The following is a 20,043-nucleotide window of genomic DNA, read 5'->3' as shown; positions in this document are numbered from 1 at the left end:
GGCCGCGTCGCCCAGGGAACGGGGCAGCGAGCCGGGGCCGGGAGCCGGGGCAGGGGCCGGTGTCAGCCCAGTCGTGCCGCGCGGCGTTCCATCGCGTCCCGCGCCGCGTCCTCCGTCGCGTACACCTCGCACATGTGCCGCCGGTCGGGCGTCGCCGTGTGCTCGACCTCCCACAGGGAGATCTCCTGCCCGTCGCGCAACAGGAACGCGTGCTCGTAGAGCGAGAAGCACAGCCCCACCTGACCGGCCCGGCACGGGCGGCCGAAGGCCTGGGTGATCTGGTGCGCGAACGCCTCCCGGAGCAGGAGCGTCGTGAGGTCGGCGCCCGGCCTGTCCGGGTTCTCCGCGCGCCGCAGAAGCCGGCGGGCGTGATCGGCGGAGCCGTCGGGCACATACGTGTGACGGGGCTCGGGGATCGACGACAACTGCACGAACACGGGCAGTTCGAAGTCCGGCGCGTCCGGCGGGAGCGGGAGCCGGGCCGTGGCGGCGCGCAACTCCTCCTCGTCCACGTAGACCTCGTGCTGGGCCTCGTGGCCGGTCGCCGTGTTGTGCACGAGCTCCCACAGCGTGACGGCGGACCCGTCGGCGAGCAGCCACGTGTGCCTGTACGTCTCGCGGTGCAGCCCCGCGCTGTGGTGCGCGGAGTGCAGTGAACTGTCGTGCGCCAGCGCGCAGTCGAGTCGCCGTATCGTCTCGTCGGGCAGCTCGAACGAGTTCAGGGCGCGGCCCAGGAGTCGCGCGAGGTGCTCCTCCGGAGACTCGGGCGACTCGGGTGGTTCGTACGCTGCTGTCTCGTACGGAACGCTCAAGGTTTCTCCCGGCGTTGCTGCATGTCACCTTGTGGGTGCATACCGTAGCCCCTCGGTCGGACATCATGTCCTCGAACCGAGAAAACGTACGGACGGAAAACGGGCGGCCCGCGCGGCAAGTTCCCACACGGTCGGACAGGCCGTCAAAAGGTCCTCGTCAGACGGCACTTAACGTGATCGACGCGGCCCCAGGACAGGTTCCGGCCGACCGGGCCGCAGTCCGCCACGAGGGTCCGGACACCGTCCGAGCCGATCTTCGGCGGCGCCTCGGAACCGGCCTCCCGTCCGCTCCACGGACCAGGAACCGGAGCGCCCGCCGACCGAACCCGTGCCCCCGCCGCCCTCCGCCCCCCGACGGTCCGGTCAACTCCCTCCGTACAGCTCCTCGTACGACGGCCACGCCCCGCCCGGTCCGTCCACCGACTCCGCGGCGCGCACGGCCCGCACGATCGCGCGCGTCACCAGATCCGCGCCCGCCGCGAGGATCTCGTTGAGCGCGAGAGGGTTCTCGGCGAGCTGCCGGGCGCCCGTGGCCAGCGCGAACACCGTGTCCCCGTCGTTCAGCAGGTGCACCGGCCGCACGGCGCGCGCGATCCCGTCGTGCGCGGTACCCGCGAGCTTCTGCGCCTGTGCCCGCGTCAGATCGGCGTCGGTGGCGACCACGGCGAGCGTCGTGTTCAACGGGGGCGGCGCGTTCCTCTCCGCGGCCTCCGCGAGCCGTCGCCGGGCGGCCGCGCACACCGACGCGGACGGACGCGCCGTACGTCCGTGCGCCAACTCCCCGTACAACGCGCCCGTCTCCGGTTCCACCACCGAGCCCGCCGCGTTGGCCACCACCAGCGCGGCCACCGTGATGCCCGACTCCAGCACGGCGCTCGCCGTCCCGACCCCGCCCTTGAGCTGCCCGACCACCGCTCCCGTGCCGGCGCCCACGGACCCCTCGGACACCGGCGCGCGCAGCGCACTCGCGGCGGCAGCCTCGACCGCGGCGCGTCCGGTTGCGGCGTCCGGCCGGGACCGGAAGCCGCCACCCCGCCCGAGATCGAAGACACAGGCGGCGGGAACCACGGGGACGACGTGCGTGGGGTCGGGCCCCACGCGCACTCCGCGCCCCCGTTCCTCCAGCCACGCCATCACGCCCGACGCCGAGTCCAGCCCGTACGCGCTGCCGCCGGTCAGTACGACCGCCTCGACCCGCTGCACGAGGTTGCGCGGATCGAGGGCGTCCGTCTCCTTGGTGCCGGGTCCGCCTCCGCGCACGTCCACGGCGGCGACGGCACCTCCCTCGGGGGCGAGCACCACCGTCGTGCCCGTGAGCCAACCGTCGTCGGTCCGCGTCGCGTGCCCCACCCGCAGACCGGCGACATCCGTCAGAGCGTCAACTGTCATGGCCCCAGTCTTCCCCGGCCGCGGCCGCTGCGGCCGTACGCGGTCATGCCGGGCGTACGCATCCGTGGCGGCGGTACGCAGCCACGTCGGCCACGTACCGGTCAGGGCCACGCTCCGACTCCGGGCAGCTCCCTTCTCACGCGCTTCGGGCCGCCTCCGGCGTCGCCGTCCGCGTCGTCATCACCACCCCGGCCGCCACGGCCAGTGCCGACACGACTCCCGAGGCGAGTACCGCCCACTCGTCCAGGAAGGTGCACAGAATGACGAGCAGCGCGGTGCTCGGCAGCACGAGCTGCTGGGCGATACCGATCTTGAAGTGGCGGGAGTGCAACGCCCAGACCGCGAGGAAGTACAGCGCGGTCGGCAGCGTCACCGCGGCGGACGCCGAGAGTTCCGAGATGTGCGCCGTGCCGACGGCCTGCTCCACCGCGACCTCCAGACCCGCGCCGATCGCGGCCGCCGACGAGAAGATCAGGTAGTGGCCGTATCCCCACAGGAACGCCTGCCCGCTGGACCGCAGATGCCCGTGGATCGGCACCACGAAGTAGACCCACCAGGCAGAGAACACGATCAGCAGCCCACCCGCCGCGATGGGCAACAGCTCGCCCAGCGCGTCGTGCTCGTCCATGGCCGACTTCACCGCGACCGTGGCTGCGGCGATGGTCTCGCCCAGCACGATGATCGTGAACAGTCCGTACCGCTCGGAGATGTGGTGCGGGTGCCAGGACGTGGTGAAGGACTTCTCCGCGAACACCGGAACGCACAGCTCGGCGACCGCCACGACCAGGAACACCCAGGGAAGGCCCGGCTCGGGAGCGAACAGCAGGCCGAGCCAGCCGACCTGGCACAGCAGCACGCCGCCCGCGTACCGCAGGGCCGTGGTCCGCTCGGCTCCCTCGGTGGAACGCGCCACCCGCAGCCACTGGGCGATCATCGCGAACCGCATGATCGCGTAGCCGAGCCAGACGACCAGGAAATTGTGGTCCCGGAAGGCTTGCGACACCCCGGCCGCGAGCACCAGGACGCCGGCGACCTGTACCAGGGTGACGGCCCGGTACAGCACGTCGTCGTTGTCGTAGGCCGAGGCGAACCAACTGAAGTTCATCCAGGCCCACCAGATCGCGAAGAAGATCATCGCGTAGTCGAGGATGCCCTGGCCCGCGTGTCCCTCCGCCACGGCGTGCACCAGTTGGGCACCCGCCTGGGCGATGGCCACCACGAAACAGAGGTCGAAGAAGAGCTCCAGCGGCGAGGCGACCCGGTGCGCCTCGTCGCGGCCGCGTGCGGTCATTCTGCGGAGCGGGCGACGGCCCCCGGGCCGTGGCGTCGCGGTGGGCTCCGGGGCGGAACTGGACGTCATACGGCCAAGCACAGCAGAAATGTCCGGGGAATGCTTGTGGCCGTCGTTCGCATCCGGCCGCGAGGCCGGGGCCTCGACGGGATGCCGGGTCGGGCGCGTCACCGGGACGCGGGTCCGCAAGACCGCAGGCGCCCTCGCCCTCGATCGGAGGTCCGTGCCGACCAGCGTCTCCGGAGGGTGCCGGGACCGTTCCGGCACCGAGGCGCAGGGTCGGGCCGGGGGGGTCCGGAAACCCTGCGGCGTACCCTTGGGGCATGAGTACCGCCCCCGCCCCCGAACCGCGCGATCCGAAGCAGGCCCTGGTCTTCGACGATCCGCTGAGCCAGCAGTCCTCGGACGATACGGACCGTGGCTGGGGCGAGCGGGCCGACAGCACGGGTGACAGCGCCGCCGACCTGAAGCGCTTCCTCGACGAGAAGCCGCCCCACCACATCTGAGGCCTTCGCCTCCGAGCCTGAACCCACCGCTTCCGAGCCGCTGCCCACCACCCCTGGGCCTGGGACCGGAGGCCCCGAGCCCGGTGCGTCTGCGTGCGTCGCCTCTGAGCGCGGCGTCGCCCCATCCACGGCCCCCGGGCGAACCGCCTCCCCGAATCCGAGTGCTCCGAGCGTCCGTGTCCCGAGCACCCGTGTTTCGAGTGGTCGCGCTTGAAGCGGCCGTGCTCCGGACCCCCGTGCCCTTCGAGTGTCGGGGCCGGGGGCCCGCAGCTCTGGGGTCAGCGCTCGCGGTATCCCTGACCGCGCTGCGCGACCAGTGCGTCGCGGATCTCCTTCAGCACCTCCAGCTCCGACACCTCGATGACTTCCTTCGTGCCTTCCTTCGCCTTCTGCCGGGCCGCCTGCCGGGCCAGGAACTTGGCCATCGGAAGAACCATCAGGAAGTAGACGACCGCCGCGGTGATCACGAAGCTGAGCGTGGCGCCCAGCACCGAGCCCCACATGAGCCGGATGCCCGTGGCCGTGTCGCCGGTGCCCGCGCACGGGTCCTTCAGGCAGGAGCTGTAGTTGTCGAGGTTCTTCGTGCCGATCGCACCGACCAGCGGGTTGATGATCCCCTTCACCACCGAGTTGACGATGTTGGTGAAGGCGGCGCCGATGACCACGGCGACGGCCAGGTCGATGACGTTGCCACGCATCAGGAAGGCCTTGAAGCCCTCCCAGATGCCGGGCTGCTGCTTGTCGCTCACCAGGAGGCCCCTCTGCGCAAGTTGTGGAACAAACAGCTCCGCAACCTACGGCAGCGCGTTCCGAGCGCGTCCCATGGGGTAGCTCGAACGAGGGACTTGACAGGATTTCGCCACTCATCGCAGCGTCACCGCCAGCCGGGAGGTGGTGCCTGCGCCGGCCAGGCGCGCGGCTGTGGCGCGCGGGACGGAGAGCACGACCAGCGCGCCGGTGTCGGCTGCGCCGCCGTCCGGGATCTCGGTGACCCGCGCGGCGGTCGCGACCACGCGCACCTCGCCGCCGTTGTCCGCGGCGATCACGTCGACCCGGTCGCCGGGTCGCAGCAGGCTCACCGTGGCGCCGTCGGCGATCCGGACCGGGGCGGTCACCGTCTCGACCGCCCGCGGTCCGCGCACGGGGACGGACGTGCGGGTGGAGGCGGACGCGGCGGAGGGGGCGGACGCCGGATGTCCTCGTGCCGGTCCGGCGCCGTCCGGGCCGGCCGCCACGAGGGCGGCCGCCGTCATGGCCAGACCGGCCGCGACCGCCCGCCTCCGGTGCCGGGCGAGGCCCCGAAGCCGGCACCGCCCGCCCCGCACGTGGACGGGGGCGAAGTGGGGCACCTCGCAGGTCGGAGGGGCGTCCGCGCCGGGCGGGCGGACGAGAGGGGAGAGCTGTGCCACGGGGACCACCACCTGCGACGAGGGATCTGCTTGCGATCCCACGATGAGCCGTCGCAGCGAAGTCCGCCGGAACCCGTGGACCACCTACCGATTGTGGACAACTCCCTCACCCGAACGGGAGGTTCCCCGTGATGCCCGCGCCGGTGACGCCCCTCGCCGAGGTGCCCGTCGGTGTCGCGGTGACGGGCACCGGGACAGGGGCGGACCGGGCTCGGGTTCGTGGCGGTCGCCGTCAGGGGAGGGGGAACCCCGGGTCCATCCCGCCGAGCGCCGTCGTGCACAGGCAGTCCCGTGTCCCGTTCGCCGGCAGACCCGCGACCGCGTCGAAGAGCACGCCCCGCAAACGGTCCACGTTGGCCGCGAAGACCTTCAGCACGTCGTCGTGCGAGACGCCCTCACCGGTCCCGGCGCCCGCGTCGAGGTCGGTGACCAGTGTCAACGACGTGTAGCAGAGCTCCAGTTCGCGGGCGAGCGCGGCCTCGGGATGTCCCGTCATGCCGACCACCGACCAGCCCTGCGCCTGATGCCAGAGCGATTCCGCCCGCGTGGAGAACCGCGGACCCTCTATGACGACGAGCGTGCCGCCGTCCACGGGCTCCCAGTCCCGTCCGCGTGCCGCGCGCAGGGCGACCTCCCGCCCGACGGGGCAGTACGGGTCGGCCAGCGACACGTGCACCACGTTGGGCACGGAGCCGCCGGGCAGCGGCAGCCCGTCGAAGTAGGACTGCGCCCGCGACTTCGTACGGTCCACGAACTGGTCCGGCACGAGCAGCGTCCCGGGCCCGTACTCCGGCCGCAGACCACCGACGGCACAGGGGCCGAGGATCTGGCGGGCGCCGACCGAGCGCAGCGCCCACAGGTTGGCGCGGTAGTTGATGCGGTGCGGCGGCAGGTGGTGGCCGCGGCCGTGGCGGGGGAGGAAGGCGACCCGCCGGCCGGCGATCTCACCGAGGAACAGGGAGTCGCTGGGCGGCCCGTACGGGGTGTCCACCTGGAGCTCGGTCACGTCCTCCAGGAAGGAGTAGAAGCCCGAACCGCCGATGACGCCGATCTCGGCCTGGGCCGCGGACTGCTCCCCGGCCGGGGACTGTGGGTTCTCCGTGTTCGCCATGGACGGCACCCTAGCCGGGACGGGGAAACGCCGAGGACCCCGTCGTCGTACGACGACGGGGTCCCGTGAGAACGAGCCTCATGGTCCTCGTGGTGCCGGGGCGGGTGCCTCGGCGGACCGGGCGGACCCTATGCGGCGGAGCTGCCGGCCGAGCCGGTGCTGGACGACTTCGGCTTGGAGTCCGAGGACGACGACGCGGAGGCCGACGACGAGGACTTCGCGTCCGACGAGGACGTGGTGGTCGACGGCTTCGACGCCGGCGAACTGCTCGACGAGGAGCCGCGGCTGTCGTTGCGGTAGAAGCCGGAGCCCTTGAAGACAATTCCGACGGCCGAGAACACCTTCTTCAGGCGGCCACGGCATTCGGGGCACTCGGTCAGGGCGTCATCGGTGAACTTCTGCACCGCCTCGAGGCCTTCGCCGCACTCGGTGCACTGGTACTGGTAGGTCGGCACTTGTCTTCCTCCTGGCACTCTCACTCAGTGAGTGCTAACGACGGTCCATACTGACGTATTCCGCGAGATCAGTCCACTGTCACCGGCACTCGGTGACCGACGCCACGCGCGACGGTCCTGCTCGGGGCCTGTGCGGCGAGGCGTGAACGCAGTGCCACCAGGGTCACCAGGGCCAGTGCCGTACCGGCGGTCGGCACCAGGAAACCCGCGCCGTCCCAGAGCCGGTCCTCCAACTGTCCGGCGACCGTGACGGCCGCCGCCTGGCCGAGCGCGACCGCGCCGGTGAGCCAGGTGAAGGCCTCGGTGCGGGCGCCCTGCGGAACCAGGCTCTCGACCAGGGTGTAGCCGGTGATCAGGGCCGGAGCGATGCACATGCCGACCACCAGGCCGAGGCCGGCGAGCACGATCACGGAGTCCGCGGCCCAGAGCCCGGAGGCCGCCACCGCGAGGGCCGCGTACCCGAGGACGAGCCGTCGCCGGGGAGCCACCTTCCAGGCGATGGCGCCGCAGACGATGCCGGAGAGCATGTTGCCGGCCGCGAAGGTGCCGTACAGGACTCCGTTCAGGCCGGGCTCGCCGATCGACTCGCTGTAGGCGGCCAGGGAGACCTGCATGCCGCCGAAGACGGAGCCGATGCCCAGGAACGTCACGATCAGAACGCGCACTCCGGGGTTCCGCAGAGCGGAAGCGTGCTTCACGCGCGCGTGTCCGTCGGCGGCGACCGAGGGCTGCGTGCTCTTCTGGGCGGCGAACAGGAGACCGCCGACCAGGGTGAGCGAGGCCTCGGTCAGCAGGCCCGCGGCGGGGTCCACGGCCGTGCACAGCGCGGTGGCGAGCAGCGGTCCGAACACGAAGGTCAGCTCGTCCGTGACGGACTCGAAGGCCGCCGCGGTGGGCATCAGGGGCGAGCCCTGGAGCTTCACGCCCCAGCGGGCGCGCACCATGGGGCCGACCTGGGGCACCGAGGCGCCGGTCGGCACGGCGGCGGCGAAGAGCACCCACAGGGGGGCGCCCGCCAGCGCGAGAGCGGTCAGCGAGAAGGCGGCCACGGCGTGCACGAGAACGCCGGGCAGCAGGACGGCCCGCTGTCCGTGCCGGTCGGCCAGCCGCCCGGTGAAGGGCGCGAACAGGGCCATGGAGACACCGGTGACGGCGGCGACCGCGCCGGCGGTCCCGTAGGAGCCGGTGGTGTGCTGCACGAGCAGCACGATGGAGATCGTCAGCATGGCGAACGGCTGGCGAGCGGCGAAGCCCGGGAGCAGGAACGTCCACGCGCCGCGGGTGCGCAGCAACTGTCCGTATCCAGGACGGGAGGTGACCGTGGATGCCACGGCCCGTGCCTTTCTGCCGCCTGGTAGCGCGCCCGTGCGGGGGGCGCCGAGAGCTGTCCTCTTGCGCGGATCTGCGGTAGATACCGGCGCCTCTGCGGGAGGACGTCACGGCCGCCATACGGTCGCGCCAGCTCTGCGTCAGGCAGAGTTGGTTCGATCAAGGTGTGCCTTCATCGTACAGGGGTGGTTGGTTCCACGCCTGTGAAAACGAGCACCATGGCATCGCCCGCCTGTGAAACGCCCTCGTACCTAGAGTCCGGTCCGGTGCCGCGTCCGATGGTGTTCCGTCCCGTCCTCACCGGTTCCCAGCCAGCCGGCGAGCTTGCCGCCCTGGCCCACCGCGCGCAGCCGTCGCTCGGCCGCGTCCCGGACCGGGTCGGTGGCCACCACCAGTAGTTCGTCGCCGAGCCGAAGGACCGTCGTGGGCGCCGGCACGAAGGAGTTCGCGTCCCGGACGACGAGGGTGACCGCCGAGCCCGCGGGCAGCCGCAGCTCGCCCACCTCGACGCCGTGCATCCGTGACCCCTCGGGGATCGCGACGGACAGCAGGTGCCCGCGCAGTCGTTCCAGGGGCGCCGATTCGATGCCCAGGTCGGCGGCTCCCGGTGGTCCCCCGAGACGGAGCTTGCGGGCCAGCCACGGCAGGGTGGGGCCCTGGACGAGCGTGTAGACGACGACCAGGACGAACACGATGTTGAAGATCCGCTTGCTCTCGGCGATGCCGCTCACCATCGGGATCGTCGCCAGGATGATGGGAACGGCGCCGCGCAGCCCCGCCCAGGACAGCAGCACCTGCTCCTGCCACGGGATGCGGAACGGCAGCAGGCTGACCACGACGCTCAGCGGCCGCGCCACCATGGTCAGCACCAGGCCTATGACGAGCGCGGGCACGATGTCGTCGCCCATCTCGTGCGGGGTGACCAGCAGGCCGAGCAGCACGAACATGCCGATCTGGGCGATCCAGCCGAGCCCCTCGGCGAAGCCGCGCGTGGCGGGCCAGTGCGGCAGTTTCGCGTTGCCGAGCAGCATGGCGGCCAGGTAGACGGCGAGGAAGCCGCTGCCGTGGGCCAGGGCGCCGGCCGCGTACGCGACGACCGCGATCGCCATCACGGCGATCGGGTAGAGGCCGGAGGCGGGCAGTGCCACGTGCCGCAGTCCGTACGAGCCCAGCAGCCCGACCGCGAGGCCGATGGCGGCGCCGATGGCCAGCTCCAGCGCTATCTCGCCGAGCAGGGCGTACCAGTGCTCCACCGGTCCCGCGGTGGAGAACGCGACGACGAGGATGACCACCGGGGCGTCGTTGAAGCCCGACTCGGCCTCCAGGATGCCCGTCACGCGCGCGGGCAGCGGGATCTTCCGCAGGACGGAGAAGACGGCCGCGGCGTCCGTGGACGAGACGACGGCTCCGATGATGAGGGCCTGGCGCCACTCGAGGTCGATCAGGTAGTGCGCAGCCGAGGCCGTGACACCGACGCTCACCGCGATGCCCACCAACGCCAGCGAGGAGGCCGCCGGCAGGGCCGGTCTGATCTCCTTCCACTTCGTACCGAGACCGCCCTCGGCCAGGATCACGACGAGGGCCGCGTATCCGATGACCTGGGTCAGCTCGGCGTTGTTGAAGTGCACGTCGCCGACTCCGTCCTGGCCCATGGCGACGCCGATCCCCAGGTAGACGAGCAGCGTGGGGAGCCCGCTGCGTGAGGAGATCCGGACCGCCGCCACCGCGATGAGCAGGACGAGCGAGCACACGAGCAGGAGCTGGTTGAGGTGGTGGACAGTCAGGGGCTGTTCCTTTCTCGCCGATCCGGATCCGCCCGGGGCGGCTTCCGGATCTGAGCACCGGAAGCCGGGCACTTCAGTGCAAGTACTTCGTTACCTTACCTAACTCTTGACGCTTTCTTGACGTTCCCGGAGGCAAGATCGAACGGTCGTGCTTCCGGTTTCCTACTCCGCGTCAAGGCGTGGTTGGCCCTGCGCCTATGGTTGCCCCAGCACTCCAGGACCGCCTGCCGCTCGCGTTAGGACAGCAAGGACAGCGATGCCCCCCAACACCACCGCCTCTTCCGGCCAGCAGCCCGGCAAGTCCGGCAGGAAGAAGGGGCGCAAAGCCCGACTGTTCTTGATTGTCCTGGTTCTCGCCATCATCGGAGGCATCGCCTTCGGCGCGTACTGGAGCATCAGCACGGTCCGCGCCTCCTTCCCGCAGACCAAGGGCTCCATCCGGCTCGACGGGCTGTCAGGCCCCGTGGACGTGAAACGCGACGGCAACGGGATCCCGCAGATCTACGCCTCGTCCGACGAGGACCTGTTCATGGCCCAGGGCTTCGTCCAGGCGCAGGACCGGTTCTACGAGATGGACGTGCGCCGTCACATGACCTCGGGCCGGCTGTCCGAGATGTTCGGCAAGGGCCAGGTCGAGAACGACGAGTTCCTGCGCACGCTGGACTGGGACGGGATCGCGAAGAAGGAGTACGACACCAAGCTGTCGGCCTCCACGAAGAAGTACCTCCAGGCGTACGCCGGCGGAGTCAACGCCTACCTGAAGGGCAAGGACGGCGCGGACATCTCCCTGGAGTACGCGGCCCTGGGGTTCACCAACGACTACAGGCCGACCGAGTGGACCCCGGTCGACTCGGTGGCCTGGCTCAAGGCGATGGCCTGGGACCTGCGCGGCAACATGCAGGACGAGATCGACCGCTCGCTGATGACGAGCAGGCTCGGCCCGAAGCAGATCGCCGACCTGTACCCGGAGTACCCGTACAGCCGGAACAAGACGATCGTCCAGACCGGCTCGTACGACACCGTCACGGGGGCGTACACCTCGGCGGCCGCCACCACCGCGGGCACGACCGGCACGGCCGGCACCGGGCTCGCGGGCGGCACCGAGGCGCCCGCCGGGTTCCAGAGCCAGCTCTCGGGGCTCTACGACGTCCTGGACGACCTGCCCACCGCCGTCGGCGTGAACGGCAACGGCATCGGCTCCAACTCCTGGGTCGTCGCGGGCGGCCACACCATCACCGGCAAGCCGCTGCTGGCCAACGACCCGCACCTGTCGGCGTCGCTGCCCTCGGTCTGGTACCAGATGGGCCTGCACTGCACCAGCGTCTCCGCCAAGTGCCAGTACGACGTCTCGGGCTACACCTTCGCGGGCATGCCGGGCGTGGTCATCGGCCACAACGGGGACATCGCCTGGGGCATGACCAACTCCGGGGTCGACGTCACCGACCTCTACCTGGAGAAGATCACCGGCAAGGGCTACGAGTACGACGGCAAGGTGCTGCCCTTCACGACCCGCAGGGAGACGATCAAGGTCGCCGGCGGCGCGTCCAAGACCATCGTCGTCCGGTCGACCGAGGACGGGATGCCGCTCCTCTCCGACCGCGACGACGAACTGGTCAACGTCGGCAAGAAGGCCACCGTCGACTCCGAGGCCCCCGACCGCGGGGACGGCTACGCGATAGCGCTGCGCTGGACCGCGCTCGACCCGGGCAACACCATGGACGCCGTGTTCGCGATGGACAAGGCGTCGGACTGGACCGAGTTCCGCAAGGCGGCCACGCTGTTCGAGGTGCCGTCCCAGAACCTGGTCTACGCCGACGGCGCCGGCGCCGAGGGCAACATCGGCTACCAGCTGCCGGGCAGGATCCCCACGCGCGCCAAGGGCGTCGACGGCTCGCTCCCCTCGCCGGGCTGGGACTCCAAGTACCGCTGGACCGGCTACATCAAGCCGTCCGCCCTGCCGTACGAGTACAACCCGAAGCGCGGCTACATCGTGACCGCCAACCAGGCGGTCGTCGACCCGGACAAGTACCCGTACACGCTCACCAAGGACTGGGGCTACGGCACCCGCAGCCAGCGCATCGCCGACCTGATCGAGCCGAAGATCAACGGCGTCGGCAAGATCTCGACCGACGACATGCGCCAGATGCAGCTCGACAACAGCAGCGAGATCGCCAAGCTGCTCGTGCCCAAGCTGCTCAAGATCGACGTGCCCGACAAGGACGTCCGGAACGCGCAGAAGCTCCTGGAGGGCTGGGACTACACCCAGGACGCCGACTCCGCCGCCGCGGCCTACTTCAACGCCACCTGGCGCAACATCCTGAAGCTCGCCTTCGGCAACAAGCTGCCCAAGGAGCTGCGGGTCAAGGGTCAGTGCCTGTGGGTCGACCGGATCGACGCCACCGGTCCCGCGGACGAGGACCAGTCGGTGCGCGAGTGCGGTCAGCGCGACGCGGACCAGGCCCAGCCGGACGGCGGGGACCGCTGGTTCGAGGTCGTCCGCAAGATCATCGATGATGAGAAGAACGACTGGTGGAAGTCGCCCGGGACGCGTACGGACAAGGCGACCGACACCCGGGACGAGCTGTTCGGCCGGGCCATGAACGACGCCCGCTGGGAGCTGACCGCCAAGCTGGGCAAGGACCTCGACACCTGGAGCTGGGGCCGGCTGCACCGCCTGTTCCTCAAGAACCAGACCCTCGGTACCGAAGGCCCCCGCTTCCTGCAGTACATGCTCAACCGCGGCCCCTGGAAGCTCAGCGGCGGGGAGGCGACGGTCAACGCGACCGGCTGGAACGCGGCGGGCGGCTACGGCGTGGTCTGGGTGCCGTCGATGCGGATGATCGTCAACCTCGGGGACCTCGACAAGTCCAAGTGGATCAACCTCTCCGGTGCCTCCGGGCACGCCTACAGCGCCCACTACACGGACCAGACGGAGAAGTGGGCCAAGGGCGAACTCCTGCCCTGGGCCTTCTCGAAGAAGGCCGTCACCGGGGCGACGAGCGACACGCTGGTCCTGAAGCCGTGAGGCTCCGGCGGACGCCGGGACCGTGACGTCCTGAGACGTGTCCGACGACAGCGGCCCTCCACGCACGCGTGGAGGGCCGCTTCGCGTCCGCGGCCCGTCGGGTCAGCGGAAGCGGCGCACGCCGGAGGGCGTCACCACCGCGTGGACGGGCCGGTCGTGCTCCTCCCCGGGGACCCGCTCGACGACCTCCGAGTCGTACAGGAGCACCACCAGCGCGGGATCGGCGCCCGAACGCTCCAGACGGGCCAGGACGCGGTCGTACGAGCCTCCGCCGCGCCCCAGCCGCATGCCGCGCGCGTCGACGGCGAGACCGGGCAGCAGGACGGCGTCCGCGTCCCCCACGGCCTCCGGCCCCAGCCGCTCGCCCGTGGGCTCCAAGAGGGCCATTCTCCGGCCGTGTTGGACGCGCGCGAGGGAGTCCGCCCCGGTGTACGCCCCCCAGTCCAGATCGTTGTCCGCCAGCAGGACCGGCAGGAGCACACGCACGCCGCGCGCGAGGAGCGCGTCGAGGAGCGCGAGGGTGCCCGGCTCGCTCCCCACGGAGACGTACGCCGCCACCGTGCCCGCGTGCGCCAGTTCGGGCAGTTCCAGGGCGCGGGCGGCAAGGGCCGCGGCGGTTTCCCGCACGTCATCGGGCGTCAACCCGCTTCTCACCGAAAGGAACCCGCGCCGCAACATTCGCTTGTCAGGCTCCGGTTGACGTCCGACGTGGCTCACAGGTGGCTCCATGGTTGTCCTAATCAGCTCATATGAGAGCGAATTAACCGGAGCCACAGATTCAGAACATAGCCACCGGTTATGGTTGCGGGCATGACTGAGTCACACCCCAGGATCAGTAAGGCTGTCATCCCCGCGGCAGGCCTCGGCACCCGGTTCCTGCCGGCCACCAAGGCCACTCCCAAGGAGATGCTGCCGGTCGTCGACAAGCCGGCGATCCAGTACGTGGTCGAAGAGGCCGCGTCGGCGGGTCTCGACGACGTCCTGATGATCACCGGGCGCAACAAGCGCCCCCTCGAGGACCACTTCGACCGCAACCACGAGCTCGAATCGGCGCTCCAGAAGAAGGGCGACGCGAGCAGGCTCGCCAAGGTCCAGGAGTCCAGCGACCTCGCGACCATGCACTACGTACGCCAGGGCGACCCCAAGGGTCTGGGTCATGCCGTCCTGTGCGCGGCCCCGCACGTCGGCCGTGAACCCTTCGCCGTGCTCCTCGGCGACGACCTGATCGACCCCCGCGATCCCCTGCTGGCCCGCATGGTCGACATCCACGAGCGGCACGGCGGCAGCGTCATCGCGCTCATGGAGGTCGCGCCCGAGCAGATCCACCTCTACGGATGCGCCGCCGTCGAGGCCACCGACGAGGGCGACCTGGTCAAGGTGACCGGCCTGGTGGAGAAGCCGGACGCGGCGGACGCTCCCAGCAACTACGCCATCATCGGCCGGTACGTCCTCGACCCGCACATCTTCGACATACTGCGCAAGACCGAGCCGGGCCGCGGCGGCGAGATCCAGCTCACCGACGCCCTCCAGCAGCTCGCCGCGGACGAGAAGGTCGGCGGCCCGGTGCACGGTGTCGTCTTCAAGGGCCGGCGCTATGACACCGGGGACCGCGGCGACTACCTGCGTGCCATTGTCCGACTCGCGTGCGAACGTGAAGACCTGGGCCCGGATTTCCGTGCCTGGCTTCGCAGTTACGTAGCCGAGGAGATGCAGGGACTTTGAGCAGCGCCGCGACCCGCACCACCGACGAGGACCACCTCTGGTCGGTGGCCGACCACCTGGAGGACATCCTCACGACCGTCCGCCCCCTCGAACCCATCGAGCTGCAGCTCCTCGACGCCCAGGGCTGCGTCCTGGTCGAGGACGTCACGGTGCCGGTCTCGCTGCCGCCGTTCGACAACAGCTCGATGGACGGGTACGCGGTCCGGGTCGCGGATGTGGCGGGCGCGAGCGAGGAGTACCCGGCGGTGCTCACGGTCGTCGGCGATGTCGCGGCCGGTCAGGCCGAGCAGCCCCACGTGGGCCCCGGCCAGGCCGCCCGCATCATGACCGGCGCCCCGCTGCCGCCCGGCGCCGAAGCCGTCGTCCCCGTCGAGTGGACCGACGGAGGACTCGGCGAGGGCCCGGTCTCCGGGATGCGCGCGCACAGCGCGTCCCCCGAGGGCTCGCACGGACAGGTGCACGTGCACCGCCCCGCCGAGGCGCGCGCGCACGTCCGCGCGACCGGCAGCGACGTACGGGCCGGGGACCGCGCCCTCGAAGCGGGCACCGTCCTCGGCCCGCCGCAGATCGGCCTGCTGGCCGCGATCGGCCGCGGCACCGTGCGGGTGCGCCCTCGCCCGCGCGTGGTCGTGCTCTCCACCGGCAGTGAACTCGTCCAGCCCGACGAGCAGTTGGGCGCCGGCCAGATCTACGACTCCAACAGCTTCGCGCTGTGCGCGGCCGCCCGCGACGCGGGAGCCATCGCCTACCGGGTGGGCGCGGTCGCGGACGACGCCGAGACGCTGCGCTCGACCATCGAGGACCAACTCGTGCGCGCGGACCTGCTGGTCACGACCGGCGGGGTCAGCGTCGGCGCCTACGACGTCGTCAAGGAAGCCCTGTCGTCGGTCGCCGACGAGGACGAGGCGGGCGGCGGCATCGACTTCCGCAAGCTCGCCATGCAGCCCGGCAAGCCCCAGGGCTTCGGCTCCATCGGCCCCGACCACACCCCGCTGCTCGCGCTCCCCGGCAACCCCGTGTCCTCGTACGTCTCCTTCGAACTCTTCGTGCGCCCCGCGATCCGCACCCTGATGGGGCTGAAGGACGTCCACCGGACCACCACCAGGGCGACGCTCTCCACGGGCAAGGCGCTGACCTCGCCGAAGGGACGTCGGCAGTTCCTGCGCGGGACGTACGCGGACGGTGTCGTGACGCCCGTCGGCGGCGCCGGATCCCACCTGGTCGCGGCTCTCGCGCACGCCGACGCGCTGATCGTCGTCCCCGAGGACGACACCACCGTCGAGCCCGGCGCCGACGTCGAGGTGGTGCTGCTCGGCTGAGCGGCCGGGAGGGGAGGAAGCCCGCCGCCGCGGGCCCGGGGCGCGAGCGGGGCGCACGGCTCCTCGCCGGGGCGTAGCGGTGGACGGGTGGGCGGTAACGTGTCGCGCACACCAGGCCCACGCGCCGCACCGCGAGGGGCCCTGACCGGGAGCGCCCACGCACATGACTGTTCCGTCCCGGGGGGAGACCTCCGGACCCTCTGTGCAGGACCGACTGACGCACATCGACGAGGTGGGCGCCGCTCGCATGGTCGACGTGTCCGGGAAGGACGTGACCGCCCGCACCGCGCGCGCGAGCGGCCGTGTCCTCGTCTCGCCGCGCGTCGTCGAGCTGCTCCGCGGCGAGGGGGTCCCCAAGGGTGACGCCCTCGCCACCGCGCGCATCGCGGGGATCATGGGAGCCAAGCGCACGCCGGACCTGATCCCGCTGTGCCACCCGTTGTCCGTGTCCGGTGTCAAGATTGACCTGTCGGTCACGGACGAGGCCGTCGAGATCCTCGCCACCGTGAGGACGACGGACCGCACGGGCGTCGAGATGGAAGCCCTCACCGCGGTCAGCGTGGCGGCCCTCACCGTGATCGACATGGTCAAGGCCGTCGACAAGGGAGCGGTCATCACGGACGTACGGGTGGAAGAGAAGACGGGCGGAAAGTCGGGCGACTGGAGCCGGGCATGAGCGGCGACATCGGAGGTGCCCTGGGGGCGCCCTACAGCGCCCTCGTGGTCACGGCCTCCAACCGCGCCGCCGCGGGCGTCTACGAGGACAAGGGCGGCCCCCTGATCGCCGAGGGGCTCACGGAGCTCGGCTTCGCGGTCGACGGGCCGCGGGTCGTCCCCGACGGCGACCCCGTGGAGGCGGAGCTGCGCGCCGGTGCCGAAGCCGGCTACGACGTCATCGTGACCACCGGCGGCACCGGGCTCTCGCCCACCGACCGCACCCCGGAAGCGACCCGGCGGGTCCTCGACCACGAGGTGCCGGGCATCGCGGAGGCCATCAGGGCGTTCGGCAGGGACAAGGTGCCGACGGCCGCGCTCTCCCGCGGGCTCGCCGGGGTCGCCGGAAGGACCCTGATCGTCAACCTGCCGGGCTCCACCGGCGGGGTGAAGGACGGCCTGACCGTACTGCGCCCCCTCCTGATCCACGCCGTCGACCAGATGCGCGGCGGCGACCACCCCAGACCCGTCGGCCGTGGAGGTGCGAGCTGAACAGCCCCTCGTGGCCGGTCGAGCTGGTGGACGGCGATGTCGTCCTCCGGCCGATAAGGCTGCGCGACCAGCGGACCTGGCGTGAGGTGAACCGGCGCAACCGTGACTGGCTGCGTCCCTGGGAGGCGACCATCCCGCCCCCCACGCCGAGCGGTCCGATAGCGCACCGGCCGACGTACCGGCAGATGGTCCGGCACCTGCGCGCCGAGGCCAACGCGGGCCGGATGCTGCCCTTCGTGATCGAGTACCAGGGGCGGCTGGTCGGTCAGTTGACCGTCGCCGGGATCACCTGGGGCTCGATGTGCTCCGGACACGTCGGCTACTGGGTGGACCAGTCGGTGGCGGGCCGGGGAGTGATGCCGACGGCCGTGGCGCTGGTGAGCGACCACTGCTTCCGTACCGTCGGGCTGCACCGCGTCGAGGTCTGCATTCGCCCCGAGAACGGGCCCAGCCGCAGGGTCGTGGAGAAACTCGGATTCCGCGAGGAAGGGCTTCGCCCGCGCTATCTCCACATCGACGGTGCCTGGCGGGACCATCTCGTCTTCGCGCTCACCGCGGAGGAAGTGCCCGAGGGGCTGCTCGCGCGCTGGCGCCGGTCGCGTTCGGCCAAGTCCCGGTCGGAGCAGGTGGGATCGGACCAGCCCGGCTCGCAGAACCCGAGCAAGCCGGGCAACGTCGGGAAATGAAATAAGTGTTCGAAATGATCGGTGAGTGATCACCTCGGGGCATTAAATTCGCGCTCCCGGCGGCCTGCTGATCGCATCGGTCACAAAAAAAGCTCGAAATATCAGCCGGATCGTGCGACACACCGGCTCAATTGGCAGATGGCCTCACACAAACCCCTCTACCGTGTGAGGCGTGAGCAGCAGCGGCCTCATCTACGCAGTCATCGTCGGGGCCTGGGCCGCCTACTTGGTGCCGATGTGGCTCCGTAGGCAGGACGAGCTGAACGAAGCCCGTCCGACGGAACGCTTCAGCACCGCCATCCGGCTGCTGTCCGGACGGGCGGGCATGGAGCGTCGATACGCCAAGGACCTGCGCGCGCGCTCCGCCGAGGAGGAGGAGTTCAGCGCCGACCCGGACGACGTCACCGATTCGGTGGACGTCCGGGCCTTCGCCGTACCGCCGACCCGGCCCCAGGCGACGGCCCAGCACCGTCCGCACGTCCAGGAGCGGGTACAGGTGCCGGAGCCGGTCCAGGCGGAGCGGAAACAGGGCGCCCGGTCGCCCGTCAGGGAGAGCGGCGCGTACGACACCTCGGGCGGCGCCCGGTCCGTACCGCAGCAGCCGGGTCCGTCCTCGCCGAGACCCTCGGCCAAGTCCGCGCCCCAGCGGCCGGCACCGTCCACGGCGGGCCGCGCACCGGGCGCACGCCGGGCACCCTCGGCGGAAGCCGCAGCGCGCGCCCAGCGTACGAAGGTCCTCGCGCGCCGTCGGCGTACGACGGTCCTGATCTTCCTCGCCTTCACGTCGGGCGCGATCGTGGCGGCCGTCGGCGGACTCGCGTTCCTCTGGGCGCCCGCCGTACCGGCCTTGATGCTGAGCGCGTACATCGTGTACCTGCGGGCCCAGGAGAAGCGTCGTTTCACCTACACCATGGACCGGCGCCGGGCCGAGGCGGCGGCGCAGCGGCTCCGGGAGCGCCAGCCCCGCCGACGGGCCGCCGCCGACCCCGGAGCGGACGAATCGGAGGAGGGCCCCGCGCCCGACACCGATTCCGGTCTCTCGGCACTCGCGGCCGACCGCCGGGCGCTCGTCGAGCAGACCGACCACGCCGAGTGGGTCGACCAGCAGCGCGAGCGGCAGCGCGGCCCCGGCCAGGGGGACAGCTGGGACCCGGTACCGGTTCCCCTGCCGACCTACGTGACCGCTCCGGTCGCGCCCCGGGCGACGTCCAGCGTCGACCTGGGGGCGCCGGACGCCTGGAGCTCCGCGCGGTCCAGCGCGGTCGAGCCGAGCGCGCCCGGATCGGAGCCGGCCGCCGAGGACGCCCTCGACGCCGCCGACGACGCGGGCGACCCGGACGACACGGAGGACGGCCGCAGCGACGCACGGCGCGCCGCCGCAGCGCGGCGGGCCCGTGAACGCGGCCGGACGCCGCTGTTCGACCAGTACGAGGACGGTGCACGGCCGCGCGCGGCCAACGAGTGACGGGCGCGGCCACGCGCGCTCGCGAGGACCTGGCTGACCTGCCGGGAACGGATTTCCAAGCACCTCGATCGGGATGCTAGAGTTTCACTCGTTGCAAGGGCCTGTGGCGCAGTCTGGTAGCGCACCTCGTTCGCATCGAGGGGGTCTGGGGTTCAAATCCCCACAGGTCCACCGCAGCTCAGAGCCCCAGCCGGAGAGATCCGGCTGGGGCTCTTTGGTGTTGTGCCGCAGGGCGGCGCGGCAACTGCTTCCGGTCCTTTTCCGCCGATCCTGTTCGGCGGTCAGGGTCGGCGGTTCCGCGAGGGCTTGTCCGGCCGCGGGGTGCCCGGCGGGGTGGCTGCGAGGGCGCGGCGGTCTGGGGGCGCCGCTCGTCCGCGCCCCCGTTCGTGCGGGCGCCCCCCGGGACCGGTCGGCCGGCGGAAGAAGCGGATGCCGCCGCTCGTGCCCGGGGTGCCGAGTTCCAACGCCCCGCCGTCGGGCGTCAGGTACACCGTGCCCGTGGTGAAGTGCCGCCGGCCGGCGGCCGGTCCGGCG

18 protein-coding genes and 1 tRNA gene are annotated in these 20,043 nt (G+C 71.4%); 9 read left to right on the top strand and 10 right to left on the bottom strand.

The features are described 5' to 3' along the window. Positions 1-62: 62 nt before the first annotated feature. From ACFYW7_RS17725 to ACFYW7_RS17715, 3 genes are all read right to left on the bottom strand, one after another. Positions 63-812, bottom strand: coding sequence for a DUF6227 family protein (locus tag ACFYW7_RS17725; protein WP_389503107.1), 750 nt, complete (start codon positions 810-812; stop codon positions 63-65). Between the two features lie 363 nt (positions 813-1,175). Then, complete coding sequence (locus ACFYW7_RS17720) at positions 1,176-2,201, bottom strand: P1 family peptidase (protein WP_389503105.1); 1,026 nt, start codon at positions 2,199-2,201, stop codon at positions 1,176-1,178. 136 nt (positions 2,202-2,337) lie between these two features. Next, positions 2,338-3,561, bottom strand: a complete 1,224-nt coding sequence (locus ACFYW7_RS17715) for a low temperature requirement protein A (RefSeq protein WP_389503103.1) — start codon at positions 3,559-3,561, stop codon at positions 2,338-2,340. Positions 3,562-3,815: 254 nt separating this feature from the next. Here ACFYW7_RS17715 and ACFYW7_RS17710 point away from each other — a divergent pair, with 254 nt between their 5' ends. Beyond that, entirely contained in the window at positions 3,816-3,998 is a 183-nt protein-coding gene (locus tag ACFYW7_RS17710) for a hypothetical protein (protein WP_389503101.1), read from the top strand. Positions 3,999-4,276: 278 nt separating this feature from the next. Here ACFYW7_RS17710 and mscL read toward each other — a convergent pair whose 3' ends face one another. From mscL to ACFYW7_RS17680, 6 genes are all read right to left on the bottom strand, one after another. Beyond that, positions 4,277-4,747 carry a large conductance mechanosensitive channel protein MscL gene (gene mscL, locus ACFYW7_RS17705; RefSeq protein ID WP_389503099.1) on the bottom strand — a complete coding sequence of 157 codons (471 nt, stop codon included), beginning with the start codon at positions 4,745-4,747 and terminating at the stop codon, positions 4,277-4,279. A 114-nt stretch (positions 4,748-4,861) separates the two neighbouring features. Continuing rightward, the gene (locus tag ACFYW7_RS17700; RefSeq protein WP_389503097.1) at positions 4,862-5,407 is read right to left on the bottom strand and encodes a hypothetical protein; all 546 of its coding nucleotides are present in this window, start codon (positions 5,405-5,407) and stop codon (positions 4,862-4,864) included. A gap of 232 nt (positions 5,408-5,639) precedes the next feature. Then, on the bottom strand, positions 5,640-6,518 hold the full coding sequence (locus ACFYW7_RS17695) for an S-methyl-5'-thioadenosine phosphorylase (RefSeq protein WP_389503093.1): 879 nt from the start codon (positions 6,516-6,518) through the stop codon (positions 5,640-5,642). Positions 6,519-6,646: 128 nt separating this feature from the next. Then, on the bottom strand, positions 6,647-6,973 hold the full coding sequence (locus ACFYW7_RS17690) for an FmdB family zinc ribbon protein (RefSeq protein ID WP_389503092.1): 327 nt from the start codon (positions 6,971-6,973) through the stop codon (positions 6,647-6,649). A 68-nt stretch (positions 6,974-7,041) separates the two neighbouring features. Then, positions 7,042-8,304, bottom strand: a complete 1,263-nt coding sequence (locus tag ACFYW7_RS17685) for an MFS transporter (protein WP_389503090.1) — start codon at positions 8,302-8,304, stop codon at positions 7,042-7,044. A gap of 249 nt (positions 8,305-8,553) precedes the next feature. Further along, positions 8,554-10,053 (bottom strand): potassium/proton antiporter, encoded by a 1,500-nt coding sequence (locus ACFYW7_RS17680; RefSeq protein ID WP_389503088.1) that lies wholly within the window; start codon positions 10,051-10,053, stop codon positions 8,554-8,556. Between the two features lie 289 nt (positions 10,054-10,342). On the opposite strand from ACFYW7_RS17680, the gene ACFYW7_RS17675 reads away from it, so the two are divergent. Next, positions 10,343-13,111, top strand: a complete 2,769-nt coding sequence (locus tag ACFYW7_RS17675; protein ID WP_389503086.1) for a penicillin acylase family protein — start codon at positions 10,343-10,345, stop codon at positions 13,109-13,111. 102 nt (positions 13,112-13,213) lie between these two features. On the opposite strand, the gene ACFYW7_RS17670 is transcribed toward ACFYW7_RS17675, so the two are convergent. After that, positions 13,214-13,789 (bottom strand): 5-formyltetrahydrofolate cyclo-ligase, encoded by a 576-nt coding sequence (locus ACFYW7_RS17670; RefSeq protein WP_389503084.1) that lies wholly within the window; start codon positions 13,787-13,789, stop codon positions 13,214-13,216. A gap of 132 nt (positions 13,790-13,921) precedes the next feature. On the opposite strand from ACFYW7_RS17670, the gene galU reads away from it, so the two are divergent. From galU to ACFYW7_RS17635, 7 genes are all read left to right on the top strand, one after another. Then, the gene (gene galU / locus ACFYW7_RS17665) at positions 13,922-14,833 is read left to right on the top strand and encodes a UTP--glucose-1-phosphate uridylyltransferase GalU (RefSeq protein ID WP_389503082.1); all 912 of its coding nucleotides are present in this window, start codon (positions 13,922-13,924) and stop codon (positions 14,831-14,833) included. After that, on the top strand, positions 14,830-16,152 hold the full coding sequence (gene glp / locus ACFYW7_RS17660; protein ID WP_389503080.1) for a gephyrin-like molybdotransferase Glp: 1,323 nt from the start codon (positions 14,830-14,832) through the stop codon (positions 16,150-16,152). The genes galU and glp overlap by 4 nt, the downstream gene beginning before the upstream one ends. A 163-nt stretch (positions 16,153-16,315) precedes the next feature. Continuing rightward, positions 16,316-16,828, top strand: coding sequence for a cyclic pyranopterin monophosphate synthase MoaC (gene moaC, locus ACFYW7_RS17655; protein WP_389503078.1), 513 nt, complete (start codon positions 16,316-16,318; stop codon positions 16,826-16,828). After that, positions 16,825-17,358, top strand: coding sequence for a molybdenum cofactor biosynthesis protein B (locus ACFYW7_RS17650; protein ID WP_389503076.1), 534 nt, complete (start codon positions 16,825-16,827; stop codon positions 17,356-17,358). The genes moaC and ACFYW7_RS17650 overlap by 4 nt, the downstream gene beginning before the upstream one ends. Before the next feature lie 23 nt (positions 17,359-17,381). Beyond that, a complete protein-coding gene (locus tag ACFYW7_RS17645) occupies positions 17,382-18,044 on the top strand; it encodes a GNAT family N-acetyltransferase (RefSeq protein WP_389503721.1) in 663 nt (220 codons plus the stop codon). Between the two features lie 172 nt (positions 18,045-18,216). Next, the gene (gene glpR / locus ACFYW7_RS17640) at positions 18,217-19,509 is read left to right on the top strand and encodes a gephyrin-like molybdotransferase receptor GlpR (protein ID WP_389503074.1); all 1,293 of its coding nucleotides are present in this window, start codon (positions 18,217-18,219) and stop codon (positions 19,507-19,509) included. 97 nt (positions 19,510-19,606) lie between these two features. Next, positions 19,607-19,680: transfer RNA gene (locus ACFYW7_RS17635), tRNA-Ala, on the top strand. The last annotated feature ends 363 nt before the right edge of the window (positions 19,681-20,043 follow it).

It is taken from the genome of Streptomyces sp. NPDC002580, from assembly GCF_042889485.1.
Taxonomy (GTDB): Bacteria; Actinomycetota; Actinomycetes; order Streptomycetales; family Streptomycetaceae; genus Streptomyces.
The sequence above is the reverse complement of the archived record's forward strand: the minus strand, read 5'-3'. Positions and strand labels throughout refer to the sequence as shown.